The organism is Streptomyces sp. RLB3-17 (genome assembly GCF_007113425.2).
GTDB lineage: Bacteria > Actinomycetota > Actinomycetes > Streptomycetales > Streptomycetaceae > Streptomyces > Streptomyces mirabilis_D.
In genome coordinates this window covers 6221015-6245221 of sequence record NZ_CP041610.2, presented here as the reverse complement: position 1 = coordinate 6245221, position 24207 = coordinate 6221015, and the positions used below count along the sequence as shown (strand labels likewise).

Below are 24207 nucleotides of genomic sequence, written 5' to 3'. Positions count from 1 at the left end.
ACGCTCCTGGACGCCCCCAGGCGCCTAGATGAGGCCGTGTTCCCGGAGGTAGTCCATCTGCGCCCGGACCGACAGCTCCGCCGCCGGCCACAGCGAGCGGTCCACGTCCGCGTACACGTGCGCGACGACCTCGGCCGGCGACCGGTAGCCGTTCTCGACCGCCGTCTCGACCTGGGCCAGGCGGTGGGCCCGGTGGGCGAGGTAGAACTCGACGGCGCCCTGGGCGTCCTCCAGGACGGGCCCGTGCCCCGGCAGCACGGTGTGCACGCCGTCGTCCACGGTGAGGGACCTGAGCCGCCGCAGCGAGTCCAGATAGTCGCCCAGACGGCCGTCGGGGTGGGCCACGACGGTCGTACCGCGGCCGAGGATGGTGTCACCCGTCAGGACGGCCCGATCGGCCGGGAGATGGAAGCACAGCGAGTCGGCGGTGTGACCCGGGGTCGGTACGACACGCAGTTCGAGCCCGCCCACGGCGATGACGTCCCCGTGCGCCAGCCCCTCGTCCCCGAGCCGCAGCGCCGGATCCAGCGCCCGCACCTTCGTGTCCGTCAGTTCCGCGAACCGCCCGGCGCCCTCGGCGTGATCGGGGTGCCCGTGCGTCAGCAGGGTCAGCGCCACCCGCTTCCCCGCCTTCTCGGCGGTGTCCACGACATTGCGCAGATGTACGTCGTCCAGGGGCCCGGGGTCGATCACCACCGCCAGGTCGGAGTCCGGCTCGGAGACGATCCAGGTGTTGGTGCCGTCCAGGGTCATCGCGGACGCGTTGGGAGCGAGCACGTTGACGGCGCGCGGGGTGGCGGAGCCGGAGAGGACCCCGCCTCGCGGCTGGCCGGGGAGGGCTGCGGCGTCGGTCATGCGGGGGCTCCACCGGTCGGGATGTGCTTGGTGAACTCGTCGTGGCCCGGCCAGGCGAGGACGACTTCGCCCTTCTCCAGGCGGGCCTTGGCCAGGACGGGGGTCAGATCACGGGCGGGCGCGGCGGCGAGGACGTCGGCGGCGCTGTCGTACGGGATGAGCTGGCGCAGGGTCGCGACGGTGGGCGGCATCATCAGGAGCTCGCCCTTGTCGTACCCGTCCGCCGCGTCCGCGGGGCGGATCCAGACCGTGCGGTCGGCCTCCGTGGAGGCGTTGCGGGTGCGCTGGCCCTCCGGGAGTGCGGCCACGAAGAACCAGGTGTCGTAGCGGCGGGTCTCGAACTCTGGGGTGATCCAGCGGGTCCAGACGCCCAGGAGGTCGGACCTGAGCACGAGTCCGCGGCGGTCGAGGAACTCGGCGAAGGAGAGGTCACGGGCGACCAGGGCCGCGCGCTCCGCCTCCCAGTCCTCGCCGGTGGTGTCGCCGACCACGGTGTCCGGGGTGGGCCCGGCCAGCAGGACACCGGCCTCCTCGTACGTCTCGCGGACCGCCGCGCAGACGACGGCCTGGGCGGACGTCTCGTCGGTGCCGAGCCTGTTCGCCCACCACGCGCGCGTGGGGCCCGCCCAGCGGATCTGGTGCTCGTCGTCGCGTGGGTCCACGCCGCCGCCCGGATACGCGTACGCGCCTCCGGCGAAGGCCATGGAGGCGCGTCTGCGCAGCATGTGCACCACGGGGGTGGTGGGGGTGTCCTTGAGCAGCATGACGGTGGCCGCGCGCTTGGGGGGTACCGGGATCAGGGTGCCCTCCGCGAGCGCGCGGATCCGCTCGGGCCACTCCGGTGGATACCACTGCCCATTCGCCATGGCCGGAGGCTATCCCGAGCCGGGCGAATGTTCGAGGGGCCCATGGGGATCCCCGGGCCGGGGGGTGGGGGCGGCGGGGGCGAAGAAAACCGCCACCGGTCCCGACCGCCTACGCCTCCGTCAGCTCCACCTGGATCTCGACCTCGACCGGGGCGTCCAGCGGGAGGACGGCCACGCCGACCGCGCTGCGGGCGTGGACGCCCTTGTCGCCCAGGGCCGCGCCCAGGAGCTCGCTCGCGCCGTTCAGGACACCCGGCTGGCCGGTGAAGTCCGAGGCCGAGGCCACGAAGCCGACGACCTTCACGACACGCGCGATGCGGTCGAGGTCGCCCGCGACGGACTTGACCGCGGCCAGCGCGTTCAGCGCGCAGATGCGGGCCAGGTCCTTGGCCTCCTCGGCCGTGACCTCCGCACCCACCTTGCCGGTGAGCGGAAGCTTGCCGTCCACCATCGGCAGCTGCCCCGCCGTGAAGACGTACACGCCGGACTGCACGGCGGGCTGATAGGCGGCCAGCGGCGGTACGACGCCCGGCAGCGTCAGACCGAGCTCCGCGAGCTTCGCCTCGACGGCGCCGCTCATGCCGACCTCTCGCGCTTCAGGTAGGCCACCAGCTGCTCGGGGTTGTTCGGCCCGGGCACGACCTGGACGAGCTCCCAGCCGTCCTCGCCCCAGGTGTCCAGAATCTGCTTCGTGGCATGGACGAGCAGCGGCACGGTTGCGTATTCCCACTTGGTCATGTCGCCGACTGTAGTCGTTGCCGCGGGGGTCTCGCGCGCACGTTGTCCACAGCCTCCTGCGTAGTACGGCGGCGGACTGGTTAGGCTCGAAGACGTGAGCAGGCTCCAGGTCGTCAGCGGCAAGGGCGGTACCGGCAAGACCACGGTAGCCGCGGCCCTCGCGCTCGCCCTCGCGACCGAGGGCAAGCGCACCCTCCTCGTCGAGGTCGAGGGCAGACAGGGCATCGCGCAGCTCTTCGAAACAGAAGCGCTGCCCTACGAGGAGCGGAAGATCGCCGTCGCTCCGGGGGGCGGGGAGGTGTACGCCCTCGCCATCGACCCCGAACTGGCCCTTCTGGACTACCTCCAGATGTTCTACAAACTGGGCGGCGCCGGCCGGGCCCTGAAGAAGCTCGGCGCCATCGACTTCGCGACCACCATCGCGCCCGGTCTCAGGGACGTGCTCCTCACGGGGAAGGCGTGCGAGGCCGTCCGCAGGAAGGACAAGAGCGGGCGGTTCGCGTACGACTACGTCGTCATGGACGCGCCACCCACGGGCCGCATCACCCGCTTCCTGAACGTCAACGACGAGGTCGCGGGACTCGCCAAGATCGGGCCGATACACAATCAGGCGCAGGCCGTGATGCGCGTCCTGAAGTCGCCTGAGACGGCGGTGCACATGGTGACGCTGCTGGAGGAGATGCCCGTCCAGGAGACTGCGGACGGCATCGCCGAGCTGCGGACGGCGAAGCTGCCGGTGGGACGGATCATCGTGAACATGGTGCGGCCCGCGCTCCTGGACGACGTCGACCTGGAGCTCACGGGCGACGTCGCGCGCAGCGCCATCGCCAAGTCGCTGTCCGCGGCCGGGCTCGGCGGCGCCCGCCGCGGCGGGAACGCCGAGCGGCTCGTCGGGCCTCTCCTGGAACAGGCCGAGGAGTACGCCGAACGGCACACCCTGGAGCGCGAGCAGCGGGCAGTCCTGACCGAGCAGGACCTCCCGCTGCACGAACTCCCCCTGCTCGCCGAGGGAATGGACCTGGCGGGCCTGTACGAGCTCGCCACGGAACTGCGCACTCAAGGGATCTCATGAGTCTGGACCCGGCCCGCGTACTCGACCTCGACCCGCTGCTCGACGACCCCGACACCCGCATCGTGGTGTGCTGCGGCTCGGGCGGCGTCGGCAAGACGACCACGGCGGCGGCCCTGGGGCTGCGCGCCGCCGAGCGGGGCCGCAAGGTGGTCGTTCTCACCATCGACCCGGCACGCCGACTCGCTCAGTCGATGGGCATCGACTCCCTCGACAACGTCCCACGCCGGGTGAAGGGCATCGACGACTCCGCGGGCGGCGAGCTGCACGCCATGATGCTCGACATGAAGCGCACGTTCGACGAGATCGTCGAGGCGCACGCGGACGGCGAGCGGGCGGCCGTGATCCTGAACAACCCCTTCTACCAGTCGCTTTCGGCGGGCTTCGCGGGCACGCAGGAGTACATGGCGATGGAGAAGCTGGGGCAGTTGCGGGCCCGGGACGAGTGGGACCTGATCATCGTCGACACGCCGCCGTCCCGCTCGGCGCTCGACTTCCTGGACGCGCCCAAGCGGCTCGGATCCTTCCTCGACGGACGGCTGATCCGGCTCCTGACCGCGCCGGCGAAGCTGGGCGGGCGTGCGGGGATGAAGTTCCTGAACGTCGGGATGTCGATGATGACCGGCACCCTGGGGAAGCTGCTGGGGGGACAACTCCTGAAGGACGTGCAGACGTTCGTGGCGGCGATGGACACGACGTTCGGGGGCTTCCGTACGCGCGCGGACGCCACGTACAAGCTGCTCCAGGCGCCCGGGACGGCGTTCCTGGTGGTGGCGGCCCCGGAGCGGGACGCGCTGCGCGAGGCCGCGTACTTCGTGGAGCGGCTGGCGGCCGAGGACATGCCGTTCGCCGGTCTCGTACTCAACCGGGTGCACGGCAGCGGTGCCGCCCACCTCTCCGCCGAGCGGGCGCTCGCGGCCGCGGAGAACCTCGATGCCGAGGCCGCGGAAGATCTTGAATCCACGGCTGTAGAAAATCTTGACGACGCCCGCATTGTGGATCAGGAGGGCGGGAAAGCTGGACTTCGTAACTCTCCCGACACGTACGGCAGTTCAGAATCTCCCGCTTCCGAGACATCAGCTCCCGACGGCTCCGAAGGTCCAGCCGGCTCCGACGGTTCCGATGAAGGCTCCCCCGCCGCCACGGACAGCACAGACGCCACGGACAGGACCGACGCACCGACCGACACTCCGCCGCACGGGCACCGGACCGTCGAACAACTCACCGCAGGCCTGCTGAGGCTGCACGCCGAGCGCATGCAGCTGCTCTCCCGCGAGCAGCGCACGCGTGACCGCTTCGCCGCGCTCCACCCGGAGGTGGCGGTTGCCGAAGTGGCCGCACTGCCCGGCGACGTACACGATCTCGCAGGACTGCGGGACATCGGAGACCGGCTCGCGGCCAACCGGCCGGAGCTGCCTGAAACCGACGCCTGAGCGGCGCCGTCCACGAGCCCGGGGCCGGGTCTGAGTCATGTGCTCTGAGTCATATGCGCTCTGAGTCATGTGCTCTGAGTTCTGAGCTCGTGGTCATGAGCTCATGGTCATGAGCCCGTGGCCGACCCGAGATGGCCTGAGGCAAGTGGGTCCCGAGGCGGTGAGTGGGTCTGAGGCGGCGGGTGGGTCCGGCGCGGGCCGAGGTGGCCGCGCGGGACGCCCTCCGTGGCGCCCTCAGCCCACCGCCGCGTAGCGCTCGTACACCTCTTCCTCGTCGAGGGGCAGCAGGCCCGCGCCGCGCTCGTACTCCGTACGCGCGGTCTCCAGCAGGCGACGCCACGAGGTGACGGTGGGACGCCTGCGCAGCAATGCGCGACGCTCCCGCTCCGTCATGCCACCCCACACGCCGAATTCGACGCGGTTGTCGAGCGCATCGGCAAGGCACTCCGTGCGTACCGGACATCCGGTGCACACTGCCTTCGCCCTGTTCTGCGCTGCTCCTTGAACGAACAGTTCATCCGGATCGGTAGTGCGGCAGGCCGCCTGCGCACTCCAGTCGGTTACCCAGCCCATACCGGCGCCGTCCTCTCCCGAATCGAGGCTCCCCCACGGCGGCAGCGGCATATTCACCGCCGCCAGTTGAGGACGTTACGGAAGGCAGGCACAGCGCAACACCCCCTGCGGGCCCAATCTTGAATGGCCCGAACGGACTATGCGTAAGCGGCAGATCACCCGGGGGAGTGAGCGGCGGACATACGTGAGTATCCCGGCAAACCGGGACAGTTCAGTTGAGTCACAACGGACGCCTGGTGACGCATGAGGCTGATTCGGACACGACCTCCCCAAAAAAGTTGGGGAACCTCCGGAACGATTCGGGGTCGCCGGACGTATTGATACGTGGCCATACTGCTGTGACAGTTGAGAGCAGCTTAGGCCAAGGCATATACGCGTGTCCGGCGAATGAGAACGTAGGCTGCCCCTATGCCAAAGAAGCGCTCGGGCGGTGGTCTGTCGCCAACGCAACAGGCCGCCAAGTTCCTCGGTGTCAGCGTGCTCGCTGGAGCAGTCATGGCCGGAATCGCGCTGCCCGCAGCGGGCGCGCTCGGTCTCGCGGCCAAGGGTTCCGTCCAGGGGTTCGACGAGATTCCCGACAACCTGAAGAGTCCCGCGCTGAGTCAGCGCACCACCATCCTGGACAGCAAGGGCGGTCAGATCGCGACGGTGTACTCGCGCGACCGCACGGTGGTCGACCTCAAGGACATCTCGCCGTACATGCAGAAGGCGATCGTCGCGATCGAGGACTCCCGCTTCTACCAGCACGGCGCGATCGACCTGAAGGGCGTCCTGCGCGCCCTGAACCAGAACGCGCAGAACGGCGGGGTCGCCCAGGGCGCCTCCACGCTCACCCAGCAGCTGGTGAAGAACTACTTCGTGGAGGAGGCCGGCGACGACCCGACGAAGGTCGCCCAGGCCACCCAGCAGACCCTCGGCCGCAAGGTCCGCGAGCTCAAGTACGCGATCCAGCTGGAAGAGAAGCTCGGCAAGAAGAAGATCCTCGAGAACTACCTGAACATCACGTTCTTCGGCGAGCAGGCCTACGGCATCGAGGCCGCCGCCCAGCGTTACTTCTCCAAGCCCGCCAAGGACCTGAACCTCCAGGAGTCGGCGCTGCTGGCGGGCATCGTCCAGTCGCCCAGCCGGTACGACCCGGTGAACGACGAGGCGGAGGCCACCAAGCGCCGCAACACCGTGCTGCAGCGCATGGCCGAGGTGCACGACATCTCCCAGCAGGAGGCCGACCAGGCCAAGGAGGCGAAGCTCGGCCTGAAGGTCAGCCAGCCCAAGAACGGCTGCATCACGGCGGTCAAGGGCGCGAGCTTCTTCTGCAAGTACGTGGAGAACGTGTTCCTCACCGACCCGGTCTTCGGCAAGACCAAGGAGGCCCGGGCGAAGCTCTGGAACCAGGGCGGCCTGACCATCCGTACGACGCTCGACCCGCAGGCGCAGAAGTCGGTGCAGTCCTCGATCAAGTCCCACGTCAACAAGTCGGACTCGGTCGCCACGGCGGCCACCCTGGTCGAGCCGGGCACCGGGAAGATCGTCGGCATGGGCCAGTCGAGGCCGTACGGCTACGGGAAGAACGAGACGGAGTACAACTACTCGGTCGACCGTGACATGGGCGGTTCGAACTACGGCTTCCCGACCGGTTCGACCTTCAAGCCGTTCGTGGCCGCGGCCGCGCTGGAGGAGGGCCGGCCGGCGACCCAGCAGTACCCGTCGCCGTACGAGATGGCCTACCCCAGCCCCGTACAGACGTGCAGCAGCAAGCCCTGGACCAACCTGACCAACGAGAAGCTGTCGAACGAGAGCACCGAGGAGAAGGGCCCGTACGCGCTGAAGACGGCGATGGCCAAGTCGGTCAACACCTACTTCGTGCAGATGATCTCGGACATCGGCATCTGCCCCGTGGTGAAGATGACCGACAAGCTGCACGTCGTGCAGGGCAATGGCGACAAGCTGCCCGAGGTGCCCGCCATCACCCTCGGCTCCAAGGGCATCTCCCCGCTGACCATGGCGAGCGCGTACGCGACCTTCGCCTCTCGGGGCATGTACTGCACGCCGATCGCCATCGAGTCGATCACCCAGAAGGCCGACGGCAGGGAGAAGTCGCTCGAGGTCCCGAAGTCGACCTGCTCGCGGGCCATGTCCGAGAAGACCGCGGACACCGTCAACACGCTGCTCCAGGGCGTGATCGACTCCGGAACGGGTCAGCAGGCCGGCCTCTCCGACCGCGACAACGCCGGTAAGACGGGTACGACGGACGAGCGCAAGAACGCCTGGTTCGTCGGGTACACGCCGAACCTGTCGGGCGCGGTCTGGGTCGGCAGCCCCAAGCAGAACGTCAAGATGACCGGCATCCGCATCGGCGGCGTCTACCACGACCTCGTCTACGGCGGTCAGGTACCCGGCCCCATCTGGAAGGACGCCATGACCGGCGCCCTCGTGGGCAAGGACTCCCCGTCCTTCAACCTCGTCGACATTCCCGACGAGAAGCCCAAGGACAACGGCCATGGCCCGACCGACGGGAACAACGGCGCCAACGCGAACGGTGGGAACACCACCAACGGCAACACCGTCAACGGGAACACGATCAGCGGCAACACCATCAGTGGCGCCACCGGCGCCACCGGTAACACGAACGGTGGCGGGTTCCCGACGCCGACGTTCTCGCTCCCCTCGGGCTTCATCCAGGGTCAGAACGGCAACGGGGGTCGTCACGGGTAACCCACCCCGTCACGACCGCTGACAGAGAACCGCACAGCACAGCCGTCGGCCTCGGCGCTCCCCTGATGGGGAGCACCGAGGCCGACGGCTTTTGGTGGGCGGGGTGGTGCGGGTGCGGGTGTGGGTGCTCGTACAGGTCCGGGTACCGCGTCTACTACTGGTTCTGGTCTTCCACCACTGGTTCCGGTCCCTCTCGGACTCAGCCCGCGAGCAGCTTCTTGACCACGGCGGCGACACGGCCGCCCTCGGCCAGCCCCGCGACCTTCGGGTTCACGATCTTCATGACCTGGCCCATGGCACGCGGCCCCTCGGCACCCGCCGCCCTGGCCTCCTCGACGGCCTGCCCGACGATCTGCTGGAGCTCCTCGTCGGACAGCTGCTTGGGCAGGTACGTGGCGAGGACCTCCCCCTCCGCCTTCTCCCGCTCGGCCGACTCGGGACGCCCGCCCTGCGCGAAGGCGTCCGCGGCCTCGCGGCGCTTCTTCGCCTCGCGGGTGATCACCTTCTGTACTTCGTCGTCGGAGAGCTCGCGCTTCGTCTTGCCGGCGACCTCCTCCTTGGTGATCGCGGCGAGGGTCAGCCGGAGCGTCGCGGAGCGGAGCTCGTCGCGCTCCTTGATGGCGGCGTTGAGGTCTTCCTGCAGCTTCGACTTGAGCGTGGTCATGCCGTCGATTGTCGCAGGTGTGGTGCGGCGGTCGCCTGCTGATTTCAGTGCCGTGCCCCGGGACGCGCCGTCGGATGGGCGCGAGACTGTCCACAGGTTCGAGGTTGTCCACAGGGCGGCACGCGGGGCTGTCGGGGTCTGACACGATGGACGTATGCGCGCGCGATACGGAGTACCCCTGGGAATCACGGCGGTGGGCGCCGCCGGACTGTTGTACGCGGCGGGTTTCGAGGCCCGCTCGTTCCGCCTCCGACGGGTGACGGTCCCGGTCCTGCCACCAGGCATGCGGCCGCTCCGCGTCCTCCAGGTCTCCGACATCCACATGGTGAGCGGTCAGCGCAAGAAGCAGCGCTGGCTGCGCTCCCTGGCCGGGCTGCGCCCCGACTTCGTCATCAACACCGGGGACAACCTCTCCGACCCGGAAGGCGTCCCCGAAGTCCTGGACGCCCTCGGCCCGTTGATGGAGTTCCCCGGTGCGTACGTCTTCGGTTCGAACGACTACTACGGCCCCAAACTCCGCAACCCCGCCCTGTACTTGCTGGAGAAGTCCCAGGGGCGCCACGGTCTGAACGGCAACAAGCCGGCCGTGGGCGTCATCCACAACCCGTGGGAAGACCTGCGCGACGGCTTCGACACGGCGGGCTGGCTGAACCTGACGAACGCCCGGGGGACGCTCAAGATAGAGGGCGCCGAGATCGAGCTGACCGGCCTCGACGACCCGCACATCAAGCGGGACCGGTACGCGCGGGTGGCCGGCGGCCCGTCGGAGTCGGCCGACTTCTCGATGGGCGTGGTCCACGCCCCGTACCTGCGTACGCTCGACGCCTTCACGGCGGACGGCTACCCCCTGATCCTGGCCGGTCACACCCACGGCGGCCAGCTGTGCCTCCCCTTCTACGGCGCCTTCGTCACCAACTGCGACCTGGACACCGACCGTGTGAAGGGCCTGTCCACGCACACGGCGGAGGGGCGGACGTCGTACATGCACGTCTCGGCGGGCTGCGGTACGAGCCGCTACACGCCGGTACGGTTCGCGTGCCCGCCGGAGGCGTCACTGCTGACGCTGGTCGCTCGGCCGTAGGCCGGACGGCGGTAGACCGGACGGCGGTAGATCGGACGGCGGTAGATCGGACGGCGGTAGATCGGACGGATGCGGGTCGGCCGGAGTGTGGCGGTCGGGCGTAGTGGGCGAGTGTGCGGGGGGGCGATCGGAAGCGGCGCCCAGGACGACGGCCGCCGTGCGGGTAGATCGGGTAGATCAGAGCTTGATGTTGATGTTGTTGATGATGATGTTGGTGGGGCGTGGGTCCACGCTCGGCCGTCACCCGCCCGGGTGACCCATATCGCCCGATTCGCCCCCCATGCTTAGCGTGGGGGCATGATCCCCCCGATCCCCAGGGACATACCCGACCTGCCCGCGATACCGGGCATCCTCCCGCAGCCCCCCTCCCTCGTCCCGGCGACGGCAGTGGTGGCCCCCGTGCGCCGCCCCTTGGTGGCCTTCTTCCGCTTCCTGGTCGCCCTTGTCGCGGCCGCGGGCGCGGCCATCGAGATGCGCCTGGGCAGTCCGCTCCACGTGCTCAGCTACTTCACCGTCCAGGCCAACCTGCTGGTGGCGGTGGTCTTCGTCGCCTCGGCCCGGCGGGCACGGACGGCGCGTCGCCCGCTGCCCGCGGTCCTCATGGGCGGCACGCTGCTCTACATCTCGATCACGGGCCTGGTCTACCACCTGATCCTGGCGGACCCCTCCAGCGGCTTCTCCATGACCGGGGGCATCGCCCCGCACACCGGCTGGCAGGCGGTGTCGAACCAGATCCTGCACACGGTGATCCCCATCGCCGCGGTGATCGACTGGCTCCTGCTGACCCGCCCGGCGCCGTTCGCCGTCCGGCATGCGACGACGTGGCTTGTCTACCCTCTCGTCTACCTGGTCTTTTCCCTCGTCCGCGGAGAGATGCTGCCGCCGGGCACCCCGGCGCGCTACCTCTACCCCTTCGTGGACGTCGACCGGCACGGCTACGTGGGCATCCTCGGCAACACCGCGATCCTCGGCGTCGCCTTCTACGCCCTCGCCCTCCTCGCCATCGCCCTGGACCACGTCCGCCCCGACCCGTTCCGCCACGGCAGCCGACGCCCCGAAAACCGGATTTCGTCTCCGGGCACCGGTGGGCTAAAGTAAACGACGTCGCCGCGAGAGCAGTGACAATCGGGGTGTAGCGCAGCTTGGCAGCGCGCTTCGTTCGGGACGAAGAGGTCGTGGGTTCAAATCCCGCCACCCCGACAGCTATAGCACCAGGTCAGGCCCGGTTTCCGGAAACGGAAACCGGGCCTGATGCGTTCTCCGGACCGCCTCGGGAGTGAGCGGGGAGTGGATCATGAAAATCTCACTCCCCGGGAGTGAGACAAAGTGGAGTAGCGCCGGAGTGCAGCAACGCCGGCAGCGCGGTTCGCGCGCACCCTCGCAGAGCACAGGCAGGCTTGGTCAGCGGCCGACCGGTGACCGTACCGGCACACCGAGCGTGCACCTCGCTGGCCCGATCCCCCTCGGCCAACTCGACGATATCCACATAGTTGTGGTGCCGAGCGATGACGCCGAGCGTGTAGCACGGCTCCCCGGCGGCTGGCGTACGAGTCGCCCTTGCGTAGCGCGAAGTCGTCGACCCCGAGGACCCGCACGCTGATCTGTGGTAATTCCGGTAACGCCCGGAGGAGTTCAAGGAGCTTGCCCTTGGCGACGCTAATGCTCAGCGCGGCTGCGAGCCGCGCACCCGGCCGGCCTGCCAGACACGCGGCGATCGACGTGAGCAGCGTGCGCAGCAGCGGCGTGTACCGGGCATGCGAGCTGGTCAGCCCTTCGATCTGCTCGGCGAACGTCACTGCCGGACACTGCGGATTGAGGCACTTGAACCGGCGCACCATGAGTTCGACCACCGCCGGGGCTCCGCCGACGGGCGCGTCAGCGAGCCGGCGCGCGTACCGGCCGTGCACACGCCACGACACCACCCTGCATCTTGGGCACCTCGCCGTCGGCACTGCGGAGTGAGCGCAGAACGTGACCGTTCCGGCCGCACGCTCGATCGACTCGACCACCACACCGGCTAATGCGGCAGCAACCGCCGCAAACCCCCTGAATCGCACACCGGGTAGATGCCCAGATCAGGCAGGTGACGTCACAAGATCCCCGACAGAGCCGAATTAAGTGACCGCTGACAAGAGCGGAGCGGTGACAATCACGAGTGCGATCTCGCTGAACTTCCTGGGTTGGCCGTCAGAGCTCCTTCTGGGAGCCGTTTGGGAGCCAACCCGCTCCCGATACCCCCCTCCACACCATCCGACCCCAATCGGAACCACGCCGCCGCCCAGCACAAGCGCCATCCGTGCAGGCCAGATCAGCGACCGGCCCTCATCGGGACGAAGAGGTCGTGGGTTCAAATCCCGCCACCCCGACAGAGAAATATCAGGTCAGGGGTCTGATTCGCTCAGCGAGTCGGGACCCTGAGTGGTTCCGGGGACCATTTTGGGAGCCGTCTGGGAGCCGACCTCAGAAAGCGGCTCCCAGACGGCTCCCCAGCCAGGCCCCATCCCGGCCCTTGCGCGCGTGCGTTTCCTCCTCGCGGGATGCGCGATCTTGAAGACGTGGCGATCGAGCGGAGCTACCCGCCCAGAGCCCGGATGGTCATCTGTTCCGACGGTCACCTCTACGTCGACGACGTCGCCGGTGCCACCGCCACCACATATCGCCAGGCTGCCGCCGATGGCGGCGGTTCCAGGACGGCTTGCGACATGGTTCGGCGGGTCTGCTGGGTCCTGCTCGAAGTGGCTGGGGCTGCCGTCGCGCTGGATCAGCCGGCCCAGCTGAGCTGCCTTGGCTCGGGGCATGAGGGTCCAAGTGCCATCGGTACGGCATCGGGCCACCGAGTGCCAGGGGGTGGTCCAGGCGTCGGGGGCGTCGAGGAGGCGGATACCGAACTTGGGAGCCCCGATGGGCTGGGTGTGGATGGACAGACGTACGGCGTGGGGGTGGTGCTCGGCGATCAGGTCGCCCCAGGCCCGGCTGTGCTGGATGACGCCGTACACGCGCTGCCGACACTCGCGCTGGAGGGCCGAGCGGGTGCCGGGGTAGGCAGCGGTGTCCTCGGCGGGGAAGCGGGTGATGCCGCGATAGAGGGCGAGGGCGTGTTCGTTGGCGCGGATCTCGGCGCGCAAGGCGTCGACGGTGGGGGCGTAGCACTCGTGAACCATGGTGTCATGCGGGAGGTCGCCTAGTACGTCCCGCAGGTCGAAGACGGACACCGTCAACCACCCCGCCACCAGGACATATACCCAACGAAAAAGGAACCCAGCACTAGTGCGGAAGCGTATCCGCCCCGGGTCGGCCGGCGGCGGCGCCGCCCCGGCCGGCCCGGTCTCACGTCCCCACGACCGTCTGGCTCGTGACGAGCTCCCGGTAGGGCTCGCAGCGCTCCATCAGGTCGTCGTGGGTACCGGAGTCGGTGAGCGCACCGGCCGTGACCATGACCACGTGGTCGGCGTGGCGGACGGTGGAGAGTCGGTGGGCCACGACCAGGACGGCTCGGGTGGCGGCCAGGTCGTCGACGACATGCCGGAACCGCTTCTCGTTGATGCTGTCCAGCTGCGACGTCGGCTCGTCGAGGAGAACGACGTCGGCGTCGGTGAGCAGCGCGCGGGCCAGTGCGAGGCGCTGCCGCTGCCCGCCGGACAGGTCGTTCTCGCGGCCCAGGACGGTGTCCAGGCCGTCCGGGAGCGCGTCGACGTCCTCACGCAGGCCGACGGCGTCGAGTGCCTCGGCGAGGTCGTGGTCGGCGGCCGGGCGTCCGCGGCCGAGCTGGAGGTTCTCCCGGACCGACCCTTCGAGCAGGGTGAACTGCTGGTCGACGTAGGTGATCCGGCGGCGCAGCTCGGGCAGCGGCCAGGCGCGTACGTCGTGGCCCAGGAGGCGTATCCGTCCGGCATCGGCGTGCATGAACCGGTCGATGAGGGCGAGCGCGGTGGACTTGCCCGCGCCCGACGGGCCGACGAGCGCGGTCAGGCCCGTGCGTGGGGCGGTGAAGGAGAGCCGGTCGAGGGTGGGCGGCCCGCCCGGCCCGGCATAGGAGTAGGCCACGTCGTCGAAGGACACCGCGGCCTCGCCGGGCAGCGGCTCGGGGGCGGTGACTCCGAGGACCGCATCGTCGGTCTCCTGCGGCAGGGCGAGGAGTTCGTTGAAGCGGGCCTTCGCGGCGAGTCCGGCCTGGAGCCGGCCGACGCCGGTGGCGACCATCGTGACGGGCGAGACGAGCTGGAGGAGGTAGAGCAGGAACGCCGCGAAGTCCGGCGTCGACAGCTCGCCGTGCGCGATCCGCACCCCGCCGCCGATGATCACCGAGACCAGTGCGATCTGCTGCCCGAGCCCCATCACGGGTGAGATCAGCGACTGCAGCCGGGCCCCTGTCAGCGAGGTGCCGGTCAGCTCCTGCGCGTCCTCGCCCAGCTGCGCGGCGGACCGGCCCTCCGAGCGGTACGCCTTGATCGTCGCGAGCGCGGCGAGGTGTGCCGTGAAGCGCTGGGCGAGCCCGCCGATGGCGGCCTGCTGATCGATGACGTTGCGCTTCACCCGGATGAGGACGACGCCGATCGCAACGCCTGCGACGGCGAACGACGCGATGGTGATCAGCACCAGCAGCCAGTCCAGGACGGCCATGATGACGAGGGTGGACACCACCGTCAGGGTGGCGAGCGGCAGTTGGACGACACCGACGTCGATGACCGCGCGCAGCAGCATCGCGTCGGAGGTGATCCGCGCGACGAGGTTGCCGGCGCCCTGCGCCCGTACGGTGTTCACTGGCAGGCGCAGCGTGTGGTCCATGATGCGGCCGCGCAGCCGCAGGATCATGAACTCGCCGAGGCGCGCCAGCAGATAGCCGGATCCGGCCGAGGCGAGGGCCGCGCCGAACGCGGCACCTGCCATCAACGTGACCGGCCAGGTGATCGACGCGTCCCGGGCGAAGGCGTCGATGACGTCCTTGACGATCAGTGGCACGGCCAGCGTGCCCGCCGCGGACACCACGGCCAGCAGCAGCGCCGCCGCGAGCTGCAGCGGGCTGCGGCGCACGATGTCGGCGCCGATACGGACCGTGGCGGCGGGCGCCGGGGCGTCGCGGTGTCGTCCCATCTCAGTGCTTCGCCGCCAGCGTCACCAGTTCGACGGCTTCCGCGAGGCCCAGCTTCGGCACGGCGCGGCGCAGTTCGCGGATCGCGTGGGTGGAGGTGTCACCGGTGGGCACGCCGGCCTCGGCCAGGTACTGCCGCGCCCAGCGGATCTTGAGGTCGTCGTCGCTGTGGGCGGAGGCCTCCAGGATGGACAGCGCCCGGCGCAGGCCGGGCGCGTCGGCCGGGTCCGCGCCGGCCAGTGCCTCCTCGATGGCGCCGCGGGCGGCGTCGAGGTCGTGCAGGACAACGAGGTTGAGGTGCTTGGTGGAGCGCATGGCGGGATCCCTTCGGGTGGCGGGTGCGGTGGTTCAGGCCGTGCCGTCGAGTGCGGCGTGGCCTTCGGTGTCGATATAGCGGGGCAACGTGGTGGCGTACAAATCGAGTTCGGCGTGCCACCCGACGTAGGCGGCGAAGTCGTGCGCATGCGTCATGATGCGCAGCACGGCCGCCCTTCCCGTGGTACCGGGATCGGCGCCCGCTCCGTATCCGTCGAGCAGGGCGGCGGGCAGGTCGGTCAGGACGGGGCGGTGCAGCGCCCTTGCGGCCGTGGTCATCCGCAGTTCCAGGAACTCGCCCAGCAGCCAGCCGAGATCGAATCCTGCGGGGCCGCGGGTGATGTCCTCGCCGGTGAACAGCGCCGCGTCAGTGCCGGCCGGGCTGGGCACGAGGCCGCCGGTGCTCGGCGCCCCGTGCAGGAGGGTGCCGCCGCCGGGGGAGGGCTCGGTGAGGGCGTGGCACCAGGCCCGTACGGTCTTCCAGCGCGCGTCGCCGAGGCGGTCGCGCAGCACGCCGTGCAGCTGCCGGGCGCAGCGCGGGCCCGTGCCGCTGTCCATCCATGAGGCGAGCCGTGCGGGGCCGCCGGGGCCGGTCCGGTCGGTCTCTGCGGTTCCGCCCGGAGCCGTGTGCAGAGCTCGGAGCAGGCGGCCCGTGCCGTGCAGGACCGCTGCCAGGTGGGCGGTAGCGGCGGGGGTGAGGTCCGTCCACAGGAGTTTGGCGACGGAGTCGGCGCCCGGTGCCGGGTAGTGGAGGGCGTCGGACTCCGTGGTGGGCAGCGCGAGGCAGACCCCCGGGGAGGACAACGGCGGCAGGGAATCAAGGGCGGCACGGGCCCCGGGCGTGGGTCCGGTCAGCGGTGTGGGGCGGTCGGCGCCGGGGCGGCGGACCCACAGGTAGCCGCCCGCGGGCAGCCGGTGGATCGCCGTACGCAGGAACCCGGTGGCGAACGCGTCGACCAGCGGAGCCGTGAGCGGGGTCGTCGTCATGCCCTGGTCGCCTCCGCACGGTCCGCACACCCGGTACGGTCCGTTTCCCCGGTACAGTCCGGGGCCTGCGTGGCCCGGGCCTGTCCGGCGTCCCGCGCGTTCCCCGTGGCTTCGGTGCCGTTCGCGGCCGCCAGCCGTGCGCGCAGTTCCTCCAGCGCCGGGATGACCTCCGTCAGCGGGGCGGCCGTCATGGCGCCCGGCTTCCCCGTCGTCATGCTCATCCCGGGGTGGGGCCGCACCACCGTGACGTTCGGCCGCTCGGCCAGGGCCCGCGCGTGCTGCTGCCACGCCGGCGAGGTGATCGCGCCGGGTGGCAATGCGGGCGCCAGTGCCACGGGCACCTGGGCGCACTGCAGGGCGAGCATGGCGGGGGTGTCCGCGGCGCCCAGCGCGAGGCGGCTGGTGAAGTGGAACGTCGCCGGATGCACGATGACCGTGTCGGCCCAGTGCGCCAGCTCGACGTGCGGTGCGCTCGTCTCCGGTTCGTCCGACCAGACGTCGAGCTCGGGCTGCTTCCCGCCGAAGACCGACAGCGTGGTGGGCGTGACGAACCGCGTGGCGGACCGCGTGATGACGGTCCGCAGCTCCACGTCCGGATACGAACTGCGCAGCCAGTGCAGCCACATCGGCATGAACATCACGCCGAGCGCACCGGTGCCGATGTAGAGCAGCCGGCGTCCGGTGAATGCTGGCGGCGCCTGGTTCGGCAGTGCGGAAGCGGCGTCGTTCATGGCGTCATCCATGGGTGCCGTCCACGGCGGTGAGGATGTCGGTCAGGTCGGTGATCGCGGCGCCCAGACCGTGTGCGTTGAGTACGCCGCACAGGTTGAGGATGACCTCGCCGACGCCGTGTGCGCGGTAGACGTCCAGTCCGGCGGCGATCTCCTGCGGCGTGCCGCTGACGAACGTGCCTGATTCCACCAGGAGTTCGGCGCCCTTGCGGGGGTGCGAGGCCTCGGCGGGGATGCCTGCCTGGCGCAGCATGTCCGTGTAGTGCGGTGCGCTGAGGTGGGCCCGCGCGGCGGCGAACGCCGTATCGACCATGTCGCGGCCGGGCCGGGCCACCGCCGCGTGCACGACGGTCGCCACCCGCGGGACCGGCCGTCCCGTCTCCGCCGCGCCATCCCGCATCGCGGGCAGCAGCACATCCCGTACGTAGGCGGGCGGCGTCAGCCAGGTGATGGCGACGTCCGCGACCTGCCCGGCGGCGCGCGCCATCGCGGGCCGCAGCACGCCGAGCCCATACTCGACGGGCGGGGAGCTCATCGTCGGCAGGGAGGTGTGCGTGCTGTACTCGTCGGTGTCGGCGTGCACGACCTGGCCGTCGACGAGCGCGCGCATGGTGGTCAGGTACTCGCGCGCGGCCGTGACCGGCTTGGGCAGCGGTCCGGACCGTACCGAGCGCTGGAAGTCCGTCGAACCGGGGCCGATGCCTGCGACGTACGGCAGCCCGGACAGCTGGGCGACGGAGCGGGCCTGCACGGCGGCGTCGTAGGGGTGGCGCAGCGGCGAGAGCGCCACGGACGAGCCGAACGGGATCTGGAGGCCGGACCCAGCGAGGGCGGCGAAGACGTGGTGGGTCTCGATGCCCAGGGACTGGCCGAGCCACAGCCGCCCCCTGCCGCGCTGCTGCAGCAGCCGTGCGAACGGCACGACATGGGCGACGTGGCTGGCCTGGAGCGGGTAGACGACGCTTGTCGTGTGCGGGGAGTTCACAGGGAGGGGTCCGTATCGGTGAGGTGTGCGGTGTCGCCGAGGACGATGCCGTGGTAGTCGGCGGGGTCGTAGAAGCGGGCCGCTGCCGCCGCGACGTCCTCGACGGTCACCCGGGTGAGCGCGTCGAGGAAGTGGGCTATACGGTCCGGCTCCTGACTAAGCGTCAAAGACATCAGGAGGCTGCCCGCCCACGCCTGCTGCGAGGAGGTGGCGAGCGCGGTCATGCCCGTCACGTAGCGGCGGGCCGCCTCCACCTCGGCCGCGGACGGCGGTTGCTCGGCCATCAGCCGCAGCTGGGCGTGGATGCGGCGCAGCGTCTCCGGTGCGGAGGCGGTCGCGGTGTCCGCCTCCAGCGAGATCACCAGCTGGTCCAGGTGGTCGCGGAATGCGGCCTCGCAGCGGTACGCCAGCCCGCGCCGCTCGCGCACGTCGGCGACGAGACGGGAGGAGAAGTAGCCGCCGAAGACGATGTTGGCCAGGGTCAGGGCGGCGAAGTCGGGGTGATCACGGCCGATCGCCGGTCGCACCAGCCGGATCTGGGACTGCACCGCCCCGGGCCGGTGCACCCAGGCCGTGCCGGGCCGGCGCAGGACGGGCAGCTGCGGTGCCGTACCTGGGTCCTGTCCGGGCGATAGCGCCCGCCAGGGCTGCAGCGCCCGCGCCGCCTCGGCGACCGCGGCCTCGGGGGCCAGGTCGCCGACCAGCACGAGGAAGGCGTTGTCGGGGCGTACGACCGTGCGGTGCGCGTGGCGTACGTCGTCGGGGCCGACCGCGGCGATGGCGTCCCCGCGCGGTACGTCCTGCATCCGGGGCAGGTCTCCGTAGAGCTGGTCGAGCAGTGCTTCGGAGGCGATGACCTGGGGCTGCCTGCGGGTGGTGGCGATCTGGCGCCGCGCGCGGTCGCGTGCCGCGTGGACGGCGTCGTCGGCGTGCGCGGCGCCGGTGAGCGAGTCGGCGAGGACGGCGAGCAGCGTGGGCAGCGCGGCGGCCGGGCCGGAGCCGGTCAGGCCCAACCAGCGGGACGTGCGGGAGGCGGCGAGGGCTGCGCCGGAGACCGCCAGTTCGTCGGTGATGGTGTGCCGGGAGCGCCGCGGCGTGCCGTGCAACAGCGTCGCGGCGAGCAGTTCGTGGACGGCGCCGGTGTGGGACGAGGCGGCGTCCAGCGGTATCGCCAGCCGGAGTTCGGCCATCGGGATGGACGGGTAGCGGACGGCCACCACGCGCAGCCCGGACGGCAGCCGGACGTCCGCGGTCGGCGGGATCGTCAGCGGCGGTACGGGCCCGATGGGGGGCAGCAGTGCGGCGGTGCGGGTCATCGGGCGTCGCCTCCGGCGGATACGAGGGACCGGGCGGTACCGGGCACGAGGCTGAGCACGCCGCGCCGCTCGGGATGCAGGTTCGCCGCTGCGGCGGCCACCCCCGCCGCGTCGACGGCGGCGAGCCGGTGGGCGAGCTCGTCGACCAGGTGCGGGGCGCCGAAGAGCAGTTCGTAGGTGCCCAGCGCGCGGGTGCGGGCCACGATGTTGTCGAAGCCGCGCCATGTCGCGGAGGTGAGCAGGGCCCGCGAGCGGGCCAGTTCGCGCTGCTCGGGCCCGGTGGCCGCGAGGCCGGCGAGCTCCGTGTCGATCGCGTCCAGAAGCTGCTCGGTGGTGGTCTCGCGCGGGTGCATCGCCACGCACACGAACGTCTCCGGATCGCGTGCCCGCAGTGGCCCGAACAACCCGCAGCTCGTGCTGATGTCGGTGGCCAGCGGCGCGCGGTGCACGAGGCGATGCTTGAGCCGTGAAGTGTCCCGGCCGGTGAGGAGCTCGCCGAGCACCATGTGCGCGAGATAGCCGTCGAGGCCGGTGCCCGCGTCGGGCATGCGCCAGCCGATCGCGGTCGCCGCGAGCGCGGCGTGCGGATCGGGGTGCGTCCCGGACCGGGCCTGCTGCGGCACCGGTTCGGCCAGTGCGGGCGGCGCCGGTACGGGCCGGGCGGGGATGGCTGCGAAGTGCCGGGCGACGAGGTCGGCGGCGTGGCCGGGGTCGACGTCGCCGCAGATGGTGACGACGGCGTTGCCGGGCGCGTAGTACGTGTCGAAGAAGGCCTGGCACTCGGCGACGGTGGCCGCGTCGAGATCGTCGAACGCCCCGTACCCGTTATGGGCGTTGGGATGGGTCCGGTAGAGGACGGCGGGCAGCACGGTCCACGGGAAGCCGCCGTAGGGCTTGTCCGTGACGGATTGCCTGATCTCCTCCTTCACCACGGCCGTCTGCGTGCGCAGCGTCTCCGGCGTTATGCGCAGCGCCCGCATCCGGTCGGCCTCCAGGAACAGCACGCGCTCCAGGGCCTGCGCCGGCACGACCTGGTAGTAGTCGGTGTGGTCCTGGTGCGTCGAGCCGTTGGCCGTGCCGCCGGAGGCCTGCACGTGCCGGAAGTGGTCGGCGGGGGCGACATTCTCGCTTCCCTGGAACATGACGTGTTCGAAGAGGTGCGCGAAGCCGGTGCGGCCGAGCGGCTCGGAGCGGAATCCGACGTCGTAGTGCACGGCGACCCCGACGGACGGCGCGCCGTCCAGCGGCTGCACCACGAGGCGGAGGCCGTTGGGCAGCGTCGAGCGGTACAGGGAAGGGCGGGACATGCCGGTCACCCTAGGACCGCATTACCGCGGAAAAGAAATACGGGATTTCCATTTCTTTTTCGCCGAGTCGCAATATGGCACATAGTCGCAGGTCAACGGCATGTTGGCGATCCTCAAGGCAAAGGAATAAACAAACTTGTGAGGTTTCTTCGTGGTGGGCGGGAGGTAATCTATTTAGCATTCCGCCGCGTGACAGATAACAATGGAACGGCACTCGGGGAAGCCAAGCAGACCCGGGCCCGTTACGATCCCCTCGCCCTCGACAAGGCGCCCCAGGTGGCGCGGCTGCTCGATCGGCTCGGCCTCGGCGCGTTCGAGCCCGACGAGCTGACCTCGCACGTCGGCCGCAATGACAACTGGTCCGGACCGTCCACCACCGGCGACCGGGTCTTCGTCAAGCAGCTCAGCGGACCGTCCCTGGAGGACGCCCGCCGCCGCTTCGAGCGCCTCCTCGCGTTCGAGACGCTCGCCGCACGCGCCGGTGACGACGCGCTCGCGGGGCCGTCCCTCCTCGGTTCCGACGAGGAGTCGCTGCTGGTCGCCTTCGAGCTGATCGACGATGCGCGCTCCGGTTCCGAACTGGCCGCAGACGACAGCTTCGACGCCGGTCTGTGCCGGCGCGCCGGACAGATCACGGGTGCGCTGCACGCGCTGCCCGCCGACACCACGCTGCTGGATGGGGCCGCGCACGCGCTGCCCGCCACCGACAAGATGCGCGCCCTGCCGCTGCACGCCTTCACCGGTGCCACGTTCGGCGAGCTGGAGACCTGGCGGCTGCTGCAGACCGACCGGGAGCTGTTCGACGCGCTGGTCGCGCTGCGCGAGCGGGAGGCCGCGCTCGCGGACCGCCGGCCCATCCACGGCGACATGCGGCTCGACCAGTTCCTGTGGGCGGACGGGCGGCTGTGCCTCACCGACTGGGAGGAGTTCCGGCTCGGCGACCCGGCGCGCGACATCGGCGCTTTCATCGGCGAATGGCTCTACTTCGCGATCCGCGGCATCCCCAAGTCCCTAGGGAACGAGCCCGACTTCAGCTTCGAACACGAGACCACGCACGAGGAGATCCTCGCCCACGGCGTGCGGGAACTCGACCGCTACCGGCCGCGCATGCAGGCCTACTGGGCGGGCTACCGCACGGCCCGCAGTGCGGCGGACTCCGCGGACGAGTCGCTGCGGGCCCGTGCGATCGCCTTCGCGGGCTGGCACATGTTCGACCGCATGTTCGCCACCGCCATGGTCGGCGGGCGCGTCCTGGCCGCGGACCGGGCCTGCGCGGGCATCGGCCGCACCATCCTGCTGTCCCCCGACAACTTCATCGACGTCCTCGGACTGGGAGAGCAGCCGTGAACCTCACCATCGACAGCCTGGCACCCGCCCTCGCCGCCGTCATGGCCACCGTCTCCGTCACCCCTGACGGACGGCACGCCACGATCGGCGACGAGAAGCTCGACGCCGATACGCCGCAGAAGCTGGCTCAGCAACTGAGCGGCATGCTCTACCAGTTGGTGCACGCCGGCCGCGACAAGCCGGAGACCAGCCGGCCGCGCACCCTGCGCGACCCCGACTTCGACCGGACGCTCGCCGAGGCGATGCCGCACACCAGCACGCTCGCCCGCGCGACCGTCCTCGAACGGGCCGCCGACGGCAGCCTGCTGGCCTCCCTCGACGGCCTGCGCGTCGTACTGCCCGGCGACGTCCTCACCACGGAGCTGCCGGAGTCACTCCCCGCGCAGGTCGCGATCCGGATGCCCGCCGCGCGCCCCGCCCTGTCCACCGGCTTCTTCCTCACGGACGGCTCGGCGGGCACCGGCACGGGCGGACCGCACACCCTGCGGATGTACGTGCACGTCGCCACGGCCGACGCCGCGCCCACGGTGTGGCACGGCGTCCTGTCGTACTTGGAGGAGCGGTCCGTGCCCTACCGGGCGAAGATCACCTCGTCGCCACAGATGTTCCCGCGCCGTGACGCCCTCGTCGTCTACCTCGGCCCGCAGGGCCGGCAGGCAGCTCCGGGCCTTGCGGCCTGCGCCGCCGCGCTGCCCGGACTGGGTCGCGCGACCTCGCCGTTCGCGCACGAGGTCGCGCCGGGCGTGGCCGTCGCGTGGGAGCCGCAGGACCAGCGGCCGGGCACGCGGTCGCTGAGCTTCGGTGAGCACCGCAGCGGCGCGCTCGCCGAGGCGCTGGTCAAGCACGCGGTCCGGACGGACGGGGTGGGGCGCTCCGCGACCGTCGAGGAGTCCTTTCTGAACGCCGGGATCGACCCGCTCGCCCCCGGCCGCAACCTCGCCTCACCGCCCCTGCCCGGCCTCGGCCTGATGTAGAGCGCGCCGTCGTGCGATGCCACACACCGCCGGCGTCGCTGCGCCGCCACGCCGTGCTCCGGTACCTCAGCGGAGCGGAGGCCGCGGAGGTGCTGTGCGGCCGGCTGCGTGTCTGCCGCGACTGTTTCGACCAGTGGTGCCAGACCTTCCTCGGCTCCGCGGCACGCGGGCTCGCGGAGCCCGAGGACGTACTGGCCGCGGACGCCGAGGAGTTGCGGCAGGTGCTCGGTGAGGCGCAGGAGGAACTGACGGTGTGGGAGCGGCTGGCCGTGGCCGCCATTACTTTTCCTCCTTCCGAAACATCGCAGGTCAGGGGCGTAAAAGCAGAAAGATGACGGTAATTTTCGCCCCCCGCGGACCACTTGTTCCGTGTTGGAATCGAGCACGCCGGACAGGACCGGGACGTCGCGATGACGACCCGCTCCGACCGAATACCGAAGGGGAATCACGTGAACACCGCTGACCAGCTCATCGCCGGTTACACCGCCTACACCGACGCTGCCGACTTCGGCGCCTCCGCCGGTGGCCAGGCCCCCGCGACCACGCCGACCATCCTCAGCGTCATCGCCGAGTCCACCCCCGCCTGCGGTGGCGCTGTGAGCGCTGTGAGCGCCTCGGCCGTCGGCTTCACCGCGCACTGGGGCTGCTGACACCCGCTCAAAAAGCGCCGGGCATCCTCTGGTTGAGGCGTTCCGGCAGTTTGCTGCACGACCCGAGCAATCCATTCACACCATGCAGACCAGTCAAAGGGGTCCCTCATGAACACCGCTGACCAGCTCATCGCCGGCTACACCGCCTACACCGACGCCGCCGACTTCGGCGCCTCCGCCGCGGGCGAGGCCCCGGCCACCACGCCGTCGATCATCACGGCGTCGTCGCCGGAGTGCGGCGCGTTCTCGATCTCTGCCGCGAGCGGGATCCTGACCAGCGTCTCCATCACGCACGGCGCCGGCTGCTGACCCGACTCGTACGGGACGTGGGGGCTGCCGCCGGGAATGCGGCAGCCCCTACGCGTCGTGGTGGGTCCGGACCCACTCGGCGCCGGGACCATTCGCCGCTGGGCCTCACCCGGCGCCCTCCCGGCAGGACTTGCCCTGTAGCCGCGGCGCGAACCGTGCCGGTCGCACACGCGCCGCGAGACCGGCCGCCGTACGTCGTGGGTCAC

Annotated in this window: 24 protein-coding genes, 1 tRNA gene and 1 pseudogene; 11 read left to right on the top strand and 15 right to left on the bottom strand. The window is 70.6% G+C overall.

Annotated features, from left to right (window positions below; genetic code table 11):
- Positions 1–24: 24 nt before the first annotated feature.
- The 4 genes from FNV62_RS28365 to FNV62_RS28350 all read right to left on the bottom strand — a co-directional run bounded on the left by FNV62_RS28365 (position 25) and on the right by FNV62_RS28350 (position 2459).
- On the bottom strand, positions 25–855 hold the full coding sequence (locus tag FNV62_RS28365) for an MBL fold metallo-hydrolase (protein WP_054237403.1): 831 nt from the start codon (positions 853–855) through the stop codon (positions 25–27).
- The gene (locus FNV62_RS28360; RefSeq protein ID WP_097285640.1) at positions 852–1721 is read right to left on the bottom strand and encodes an NUDIX hydrolase; all 870 of its coding nucleotides are present in this window, start codon (positions 1719–1721) and stop codon (positions 852–854) included. The genes FNV62_RS28365 and FNV62_RS28360 overlap by 4 nt, the downstream gene beginning before the upstream one ends.
- 109 nt (positions 1722–1830) lie before the next feature.
- Positions 1831–2301 (bottom strand): RidA family protein, encoded by a 471-nt coding sequence (locus tag FNV62_RS28355; RefSeq protein ID WP_054237401.1) that lies wholly within the window; start codon positions 2299–2301, stop codon positions 1831–1833.
- On the bottom strand, positions 2298–2459 hold the full coding sequence (locus tag FNV62_RS28350) for a DUF4177 domain-containing protein (RefSeq protein ID WP_143608830.1): 162 nt from the start codon (positions 2457–2459) through the stop codon (positions 2298–2300). Before FNV62_RS28350 ends, FNV62_RS28355 begins: the two co-directional genes overlap by 4 nt.
- A gap of 94 nt (positions 2460–2553) precedes the next feature.
- Here FNV62_RS28350 and FNV62_RS28345 point away from each other — a divergent pair, with 94 nt between their 5' ends.
- The gene (locus FNV62_RS28345; protein ID WP_054237400.1) at positions 2554–3531 is read left to right on the top strand and encodes an ArsA family ATPase; all 978 of its coding nucleotides are present in this window, start codon (positions 2554–2556) and stop codon (positions 3529–3531) included.
- On the top strand, positions 3528–4961 hold the full coding sequence (locus FNV62_RS28340; protein ID WP_143602460.1) for an ArsA family ATPase: 1434 nt from the start codon (positions 3528–3530) through the stop codon (positions 4959–4961). Before FNV62_RS28345 ends, FNV62_RS28340 begins: the two co-directional genes overlap by 4 nt.
- 234 nt (positions 4962–5195) lie before the next feature.
- Here FNV62_RS28340 and wblA read toward each other — a convergent pair whose 3' ends face one another.
- Positions 5196–5534 (bottom strand): transcriptional regulator WblA, encoded by a 339-nt coding sequence (gene wblA, locus FNV62_RS28335; protein WP_028799159.1) that lies wholly within the window; start codon positions 5532–5534, stop codon positions 5196–5198.
- A 408-nt stretch (positions 5535–5942) separates the two neighbouring features.
- Here wblA and FNV62_RS28325 point away from each other — a divergent pair, with 408 nt between their 5' ends.
- Positions 5943–8246, top strand: coding sequence for a transglycosylase domain-containing protein (locus FNV62_RS28325; RefSeq protein ID WP_054237398.1), 2304 nt, complete (start codon positions 5943–5945; stop codon positions 8244–8246).
- Positions 8247–8445: 199 nt separating this feature from the next.
- On the opposite strand, the gene FNV62_RS28320 is transcribed toward FNV62_RS28325, so the two are convergent.
- Positions 8446–8910 carry a GatB/YqeY domain-containing protein gene (locus FNV62_RS28320; RefSeq protein WP_060901596.1) on the bottom strand — a complete coding sequence of 155 codons (465 nt, stop codon included), beginning with the start codon at positions 8908–8910 and terminating at the stop codon, positions 8446–8448.
- Between the two features lie 154 nt (positions 8911–9064).
- Between FNV62_RS28320 and FNV62_RS28315 the strand changes: the two genes are divergently transcribed.
- The 3 genes from FNV62_RS28315 (at position 9065) to FNV62_RS28305 (ending at position 11191) form a co-directional block, all read left to right on the top strand.
- Positions 9065–9991 (top strand): metallophosphoesterase, encoded by a 927-nt coding sequence (locus FNV62_RS28315; protein WP_097285638.1) that lies wholly within the window; start codon positions 9065–9067, stop codon positions 9989–9991.
- A 297-nt stretch (positions 9992–10288) separates the two neighbouring features.
- Positions 10289–11089 (top strand): Pr6Pr family membrane protein, encoded by an 801-nt coding sequence (locus tag FNV62_RS28310; RefSeq protein WP_143627508.1) that lies wholly within the window; start codon positions 10289–10291, stop codon positions 11087–11089.
- Between the two features lie 28 nt (positions 11090–11117).
- A tRNA-Pro gene (locus FNV62_RS28305) sits at positions 11118–11191 on the top strand.
- A gap of 92 nt (positions 11192–11283) precedes the next feature.
- Here FNV62_RS28305 and FNV62_RS58050 read toward each other — a convergent pair.
- The 9 genes and pseudogenes from FNV62_RS58050 to FNV62_RS28260 all read right to left on the bottom strand — a co-directional run bounded on the left by FNV62_RS58050 (position 11284) and on the right by FNV62_RS28260 (position 20721).
- Positions 11284–11943, bottom strand: coding sequence for a transposase family protein (locus FNV62_RS58050; RefSeq protein ID WP_225900878.1), 660 nt, complete (start codon positions 11941–11943; stop codon positions 11284–11286).
- Positions 11944–12717: 774 nt separating this feature from the next.
- A pseudogene (locus tag FNV62_RS55860) lies at positions 12718–13203 on the bottom strand (L-tyrosine/L-tryptophan isonitrile synthase family protein); the annotation flags it as partial.
- A gap of 115 nt (positions 13204–13318) precedes the next feature.
- Positions 13319–15082, bottom strand: a complete 1764-nt coding sequence (locus FNV62_RS28290; RefSeq protein WP_143602456.1) for an ABC transporter ATP-binding protein — start codon at positions 15080–15082, stop codon at positions 13319–13321.
- A gap of 1 nt (position 15083) precedes the next feature.
- Positions 15084–15395: a hypothetical protein gene (locus FNV62_RS28285; RefSeq protein ID WP_143627506.1), complete on the bottom strand. Its 312-nt coding sequence runs from the start codon at positions 15393–15395 to the stop codon at positions 15084–15086.
- Between the two features lie 33 nt (positions 15396–15428).
- Positions 15429–16382 carry a hypothetical protein gene (locus FNV62_RS28280; RefSeq protein ID WP_143627504.1) on the bottom strand — a complete coding sequence of 318 codons (954 nt, stop codon included), beginning with the start codon at positions 16380–16382 and terminating at the stop codon, positions 15429–15431.
- A complete protein-coding gene (locus FNV62_RS28275) occupies positions 16379–17113 on the bottom strand; it encodes a flavoprotein (RefSeq protein ID WP_107309102.1) in 735 nt (244 codons plus the stop codon). Before FNV62_RS28275 ends, FNV62_RS28280 begins: the two co-directional genes overlap by 4 nt.
- A gap of 4 nt (positions 17114–17117) precedes the next feature.
- Positions 17118–18098 carry an LLM class flavin-dependent oxidoreductase gene (locus tag FNV62_RS28270; RefSeq protein WP_054237392.1) on the bottom strand — a complete coding sequence of 327 codons (981 nt, stop codon included), beginning with the start codon at positions 18096–18098 and terminating at the stop codon, positions 17118–17120.
- Positions 18095–19414 (bottom strand): M16 family metallopeptidase, encoded by a 1320-nt coding sequence (locus FNV62_RS28265; RefSeq protein WP_143602453.1) that lies wholly within the window; start codon positions 19412–19414, stop codon positions 18095–18097. The genes FNV62_RS28270 and FNV62_RS28265 overlap by 4 nt, the downstream gene beginning before the upstream one ends.
- On the bottom strand, positions 19411–20721 hold the full coding sequence (locus tag FNV62_RS28260) for a M16 family metallopeptidase (RefSeq protein WP_054237390.1): 1311 nt from the start codon (positions 20719–20721) through the stop codon (positions 19411–19413). Before FNV62_RS28260 ends, FNV62_RS28265 begins: the two co-directional genes overlap by 4 nt.
- Positions 20722–20910: 189 nt before the next feature.
- Between FNV62_RS28260 and lxmK the strand changes: the two genes are divergently transcribed.
- The 5 genes from lxmK to FNV62_RS28235 all read left to right on the top strand — a co-directional run bounded on the left by lxmK (position 20911) and on the right by FNV62_RS28235 (position 24001).
- Positions 20911–22068 (top strand): class V lanthionine synthetase subunit LxmK, encoded by a 1158-nt coding sequence (gene lxmK / locus FNV62_RS28255; RefSeq protein ID WP_054237389.1) that lies wholly within the window; start codon positions 20911–20913, stop codon positions 22066–22068.
- Positions 22065–23042: a T3SS effector HopA1 family protein gene (locus FNV62_RS28250; RefSeq protein WP_143602452.1), complete on the top strand. Its 978-nt coding sequence runs from the start codon at positions 22065–22067 to the stop codon at positions 23040–23042. The genes lxmK and FNV62_RS28250 overlap by 4 nt, the downstream gene beginning before the upstream one ends.
- A gap of 11 nt (positions 23043–23053) precedes the next feature.
- A complete protein-coding gene (locus tag FNV62_RS28245; RefSeq protein ID WP_143627502.1) occupies positions 23054–23377 on the top strand; it encodes a hypothetical protein in 324 nt (107 codons plus the stop codon).
- Between the two features lie 114 nt (positions 23378–23491).
- Positions 23492–23692, top strand: a complete 201-nt coding sequence (locus FNV62_RS28240) for an LxmA leader domain family RiPP (protein ID WP_079089964.1) — start codon at positions 23492–23494, stop codon at positions 23690–23692.
- A 108-nt stretch (positions 23693–23800) separates the two neighbouring features.
- Positions 23801–24001 (top strand): LxmA leader domain family RiPP, encoded by a 201-nt coding sequence (locus tag FNV62_RS28235; protein WP_054237385.1) that lies wholly within the window; start codon positions 23801–23803, stop codon positions 23999–24001.
- The last annotated feature ends 206 nt before the right edge of the window (positions 24002–24207 follow it).

What these genes read in the sequence shown, in the direction of transcription:
- FNV62_RS28315 (WP_097285638.1), top strand. Translation starts at nt 9,065, where the DNA reads ATGCGCGCGCGATACGGAGTACCCCTGGGAATCACGGCGGTGGGCGCC.
- FNV62_RS28360 (WP_097285640.1), bottom strand. Translation starts at nt 1,721, where the DNA reads ATGGCGAATGGGCAGTGGTATCCACCGGAGTGGCCCGAGCGGATCCGC.
- FNV62_RS28265 (WP_143602453.1), bottom strand. Translation starts at nt 19,414, where the DNA reads ATGACCCGCACCGCCGCACTGCTGCCCCCCATCGGGCCCGTACCGCCG.
- FNV62_RS28365 (WP_054237403.1), bottom strand. Translation starts at nt 855, where the DNA reads ATGACCGACGCCGCAGCCCTCCCCGGCCAGCCGCGAGGCGGGGTCCTC.
- FNV62_RS28235 (WP_054237385.1), top strand. Translation starts at nt 23,801, where the DNA reads ATGAACACCGCTGACCAGCTCATCGCCGGCTACACCGCCTACACCGAC.
- FNV62_RS28320 (WP_060901596.1), bottom strand. Translation starts at nt 8,910, where the DNA reads ATGACCACGCTCAAGTCGAAGCTGCAGGAAGACCTCAACGCCGCCATC.
- FNV62_RS28325 (WP_054237398.1), top strand. Translation starts at nt 5,943, where the DNA reads ATGCCAAAGAAGCGCTCGGGCGGTGGTCTGTCGCCAACGCAACAGGCC.
- wblA (WP_028799159.1), bottom strand. Translation starts at nt 5,534, where the DNA reads ATGGGCTGGGTAACCGACTGGAGTGCGCAGGCGGCCTGCCGCACTACC.
- FNV62_RS28355 (WP_054237401.1), bottom strand. Translation starts at nt 2,301, where the DNA reads ATGAGCGGCGCCGTCGAGGCGAAGCTCGCGGAGCTCGGTCTGACGCTG.
- FNV62_RS28285 (WP_143627506.1), bottom strand. Translation starts at nt 15,395, where the DNA reads ATGCGCTCCACCAAGCACCTCAACCTCGTTGTCCTGCACGACCTCGAC.
- FNV62_RS28340 (WP_143602460.1), top strand. Translation starts at nt 3,528, where the DNA reads ATGAGTCTGGACCCGGCCCGCGTACTCGACCTCGACCCGCTGCTCGAC.
- FNV62_RS28290 (WP_143602456.1), bottom strand. Translation starts at nt 15,082, where the DNA reads ATGGGACGACACCGCGACGCCCCGGCGCCCGCCGCCACGGTCCGTATC.
- FNV62_RS28260 (WP_054237390.1), bottom strand. Translation starts at nt 20,721, where the DNA reads ATGTCCCGCCCTTCCCTGTACCGCTCGACGCTGCCCAACGGCCTCCGC.
- FNV62_RS28350 (WP_143608830.1), bottom strand. Translation starts at nt 2,459, where the DNA reads ATGACCAAGTGGGAATACGCAACCGTGCCGCTGCTCGTCCATGCCACG.
- FNV62_RS28280 (WP_143627504.1), bottom strand. Translation starts at nt 16,382, where the DNA reads ATGACGACGACCCCGCTCACGGCTCCGCTGGTCGACGCGTTCGCCACC.
- FNV62_RS28310 (WP_143627508.1), top strand. Translation starts at nt 10,289, where the DNA reads ATGATCCCCCCGATCCCCAGGGACATACCCGACCTGCCCGCGATACCG.
- FNV62_RS28275 (WP_107309102.1), bottom strand. Translation starts at nt 17,113, where the DNA reads ATGAACGACGCCGCTTCCGCACTGCCGAACCAGGCGCCGCCAGCATTC.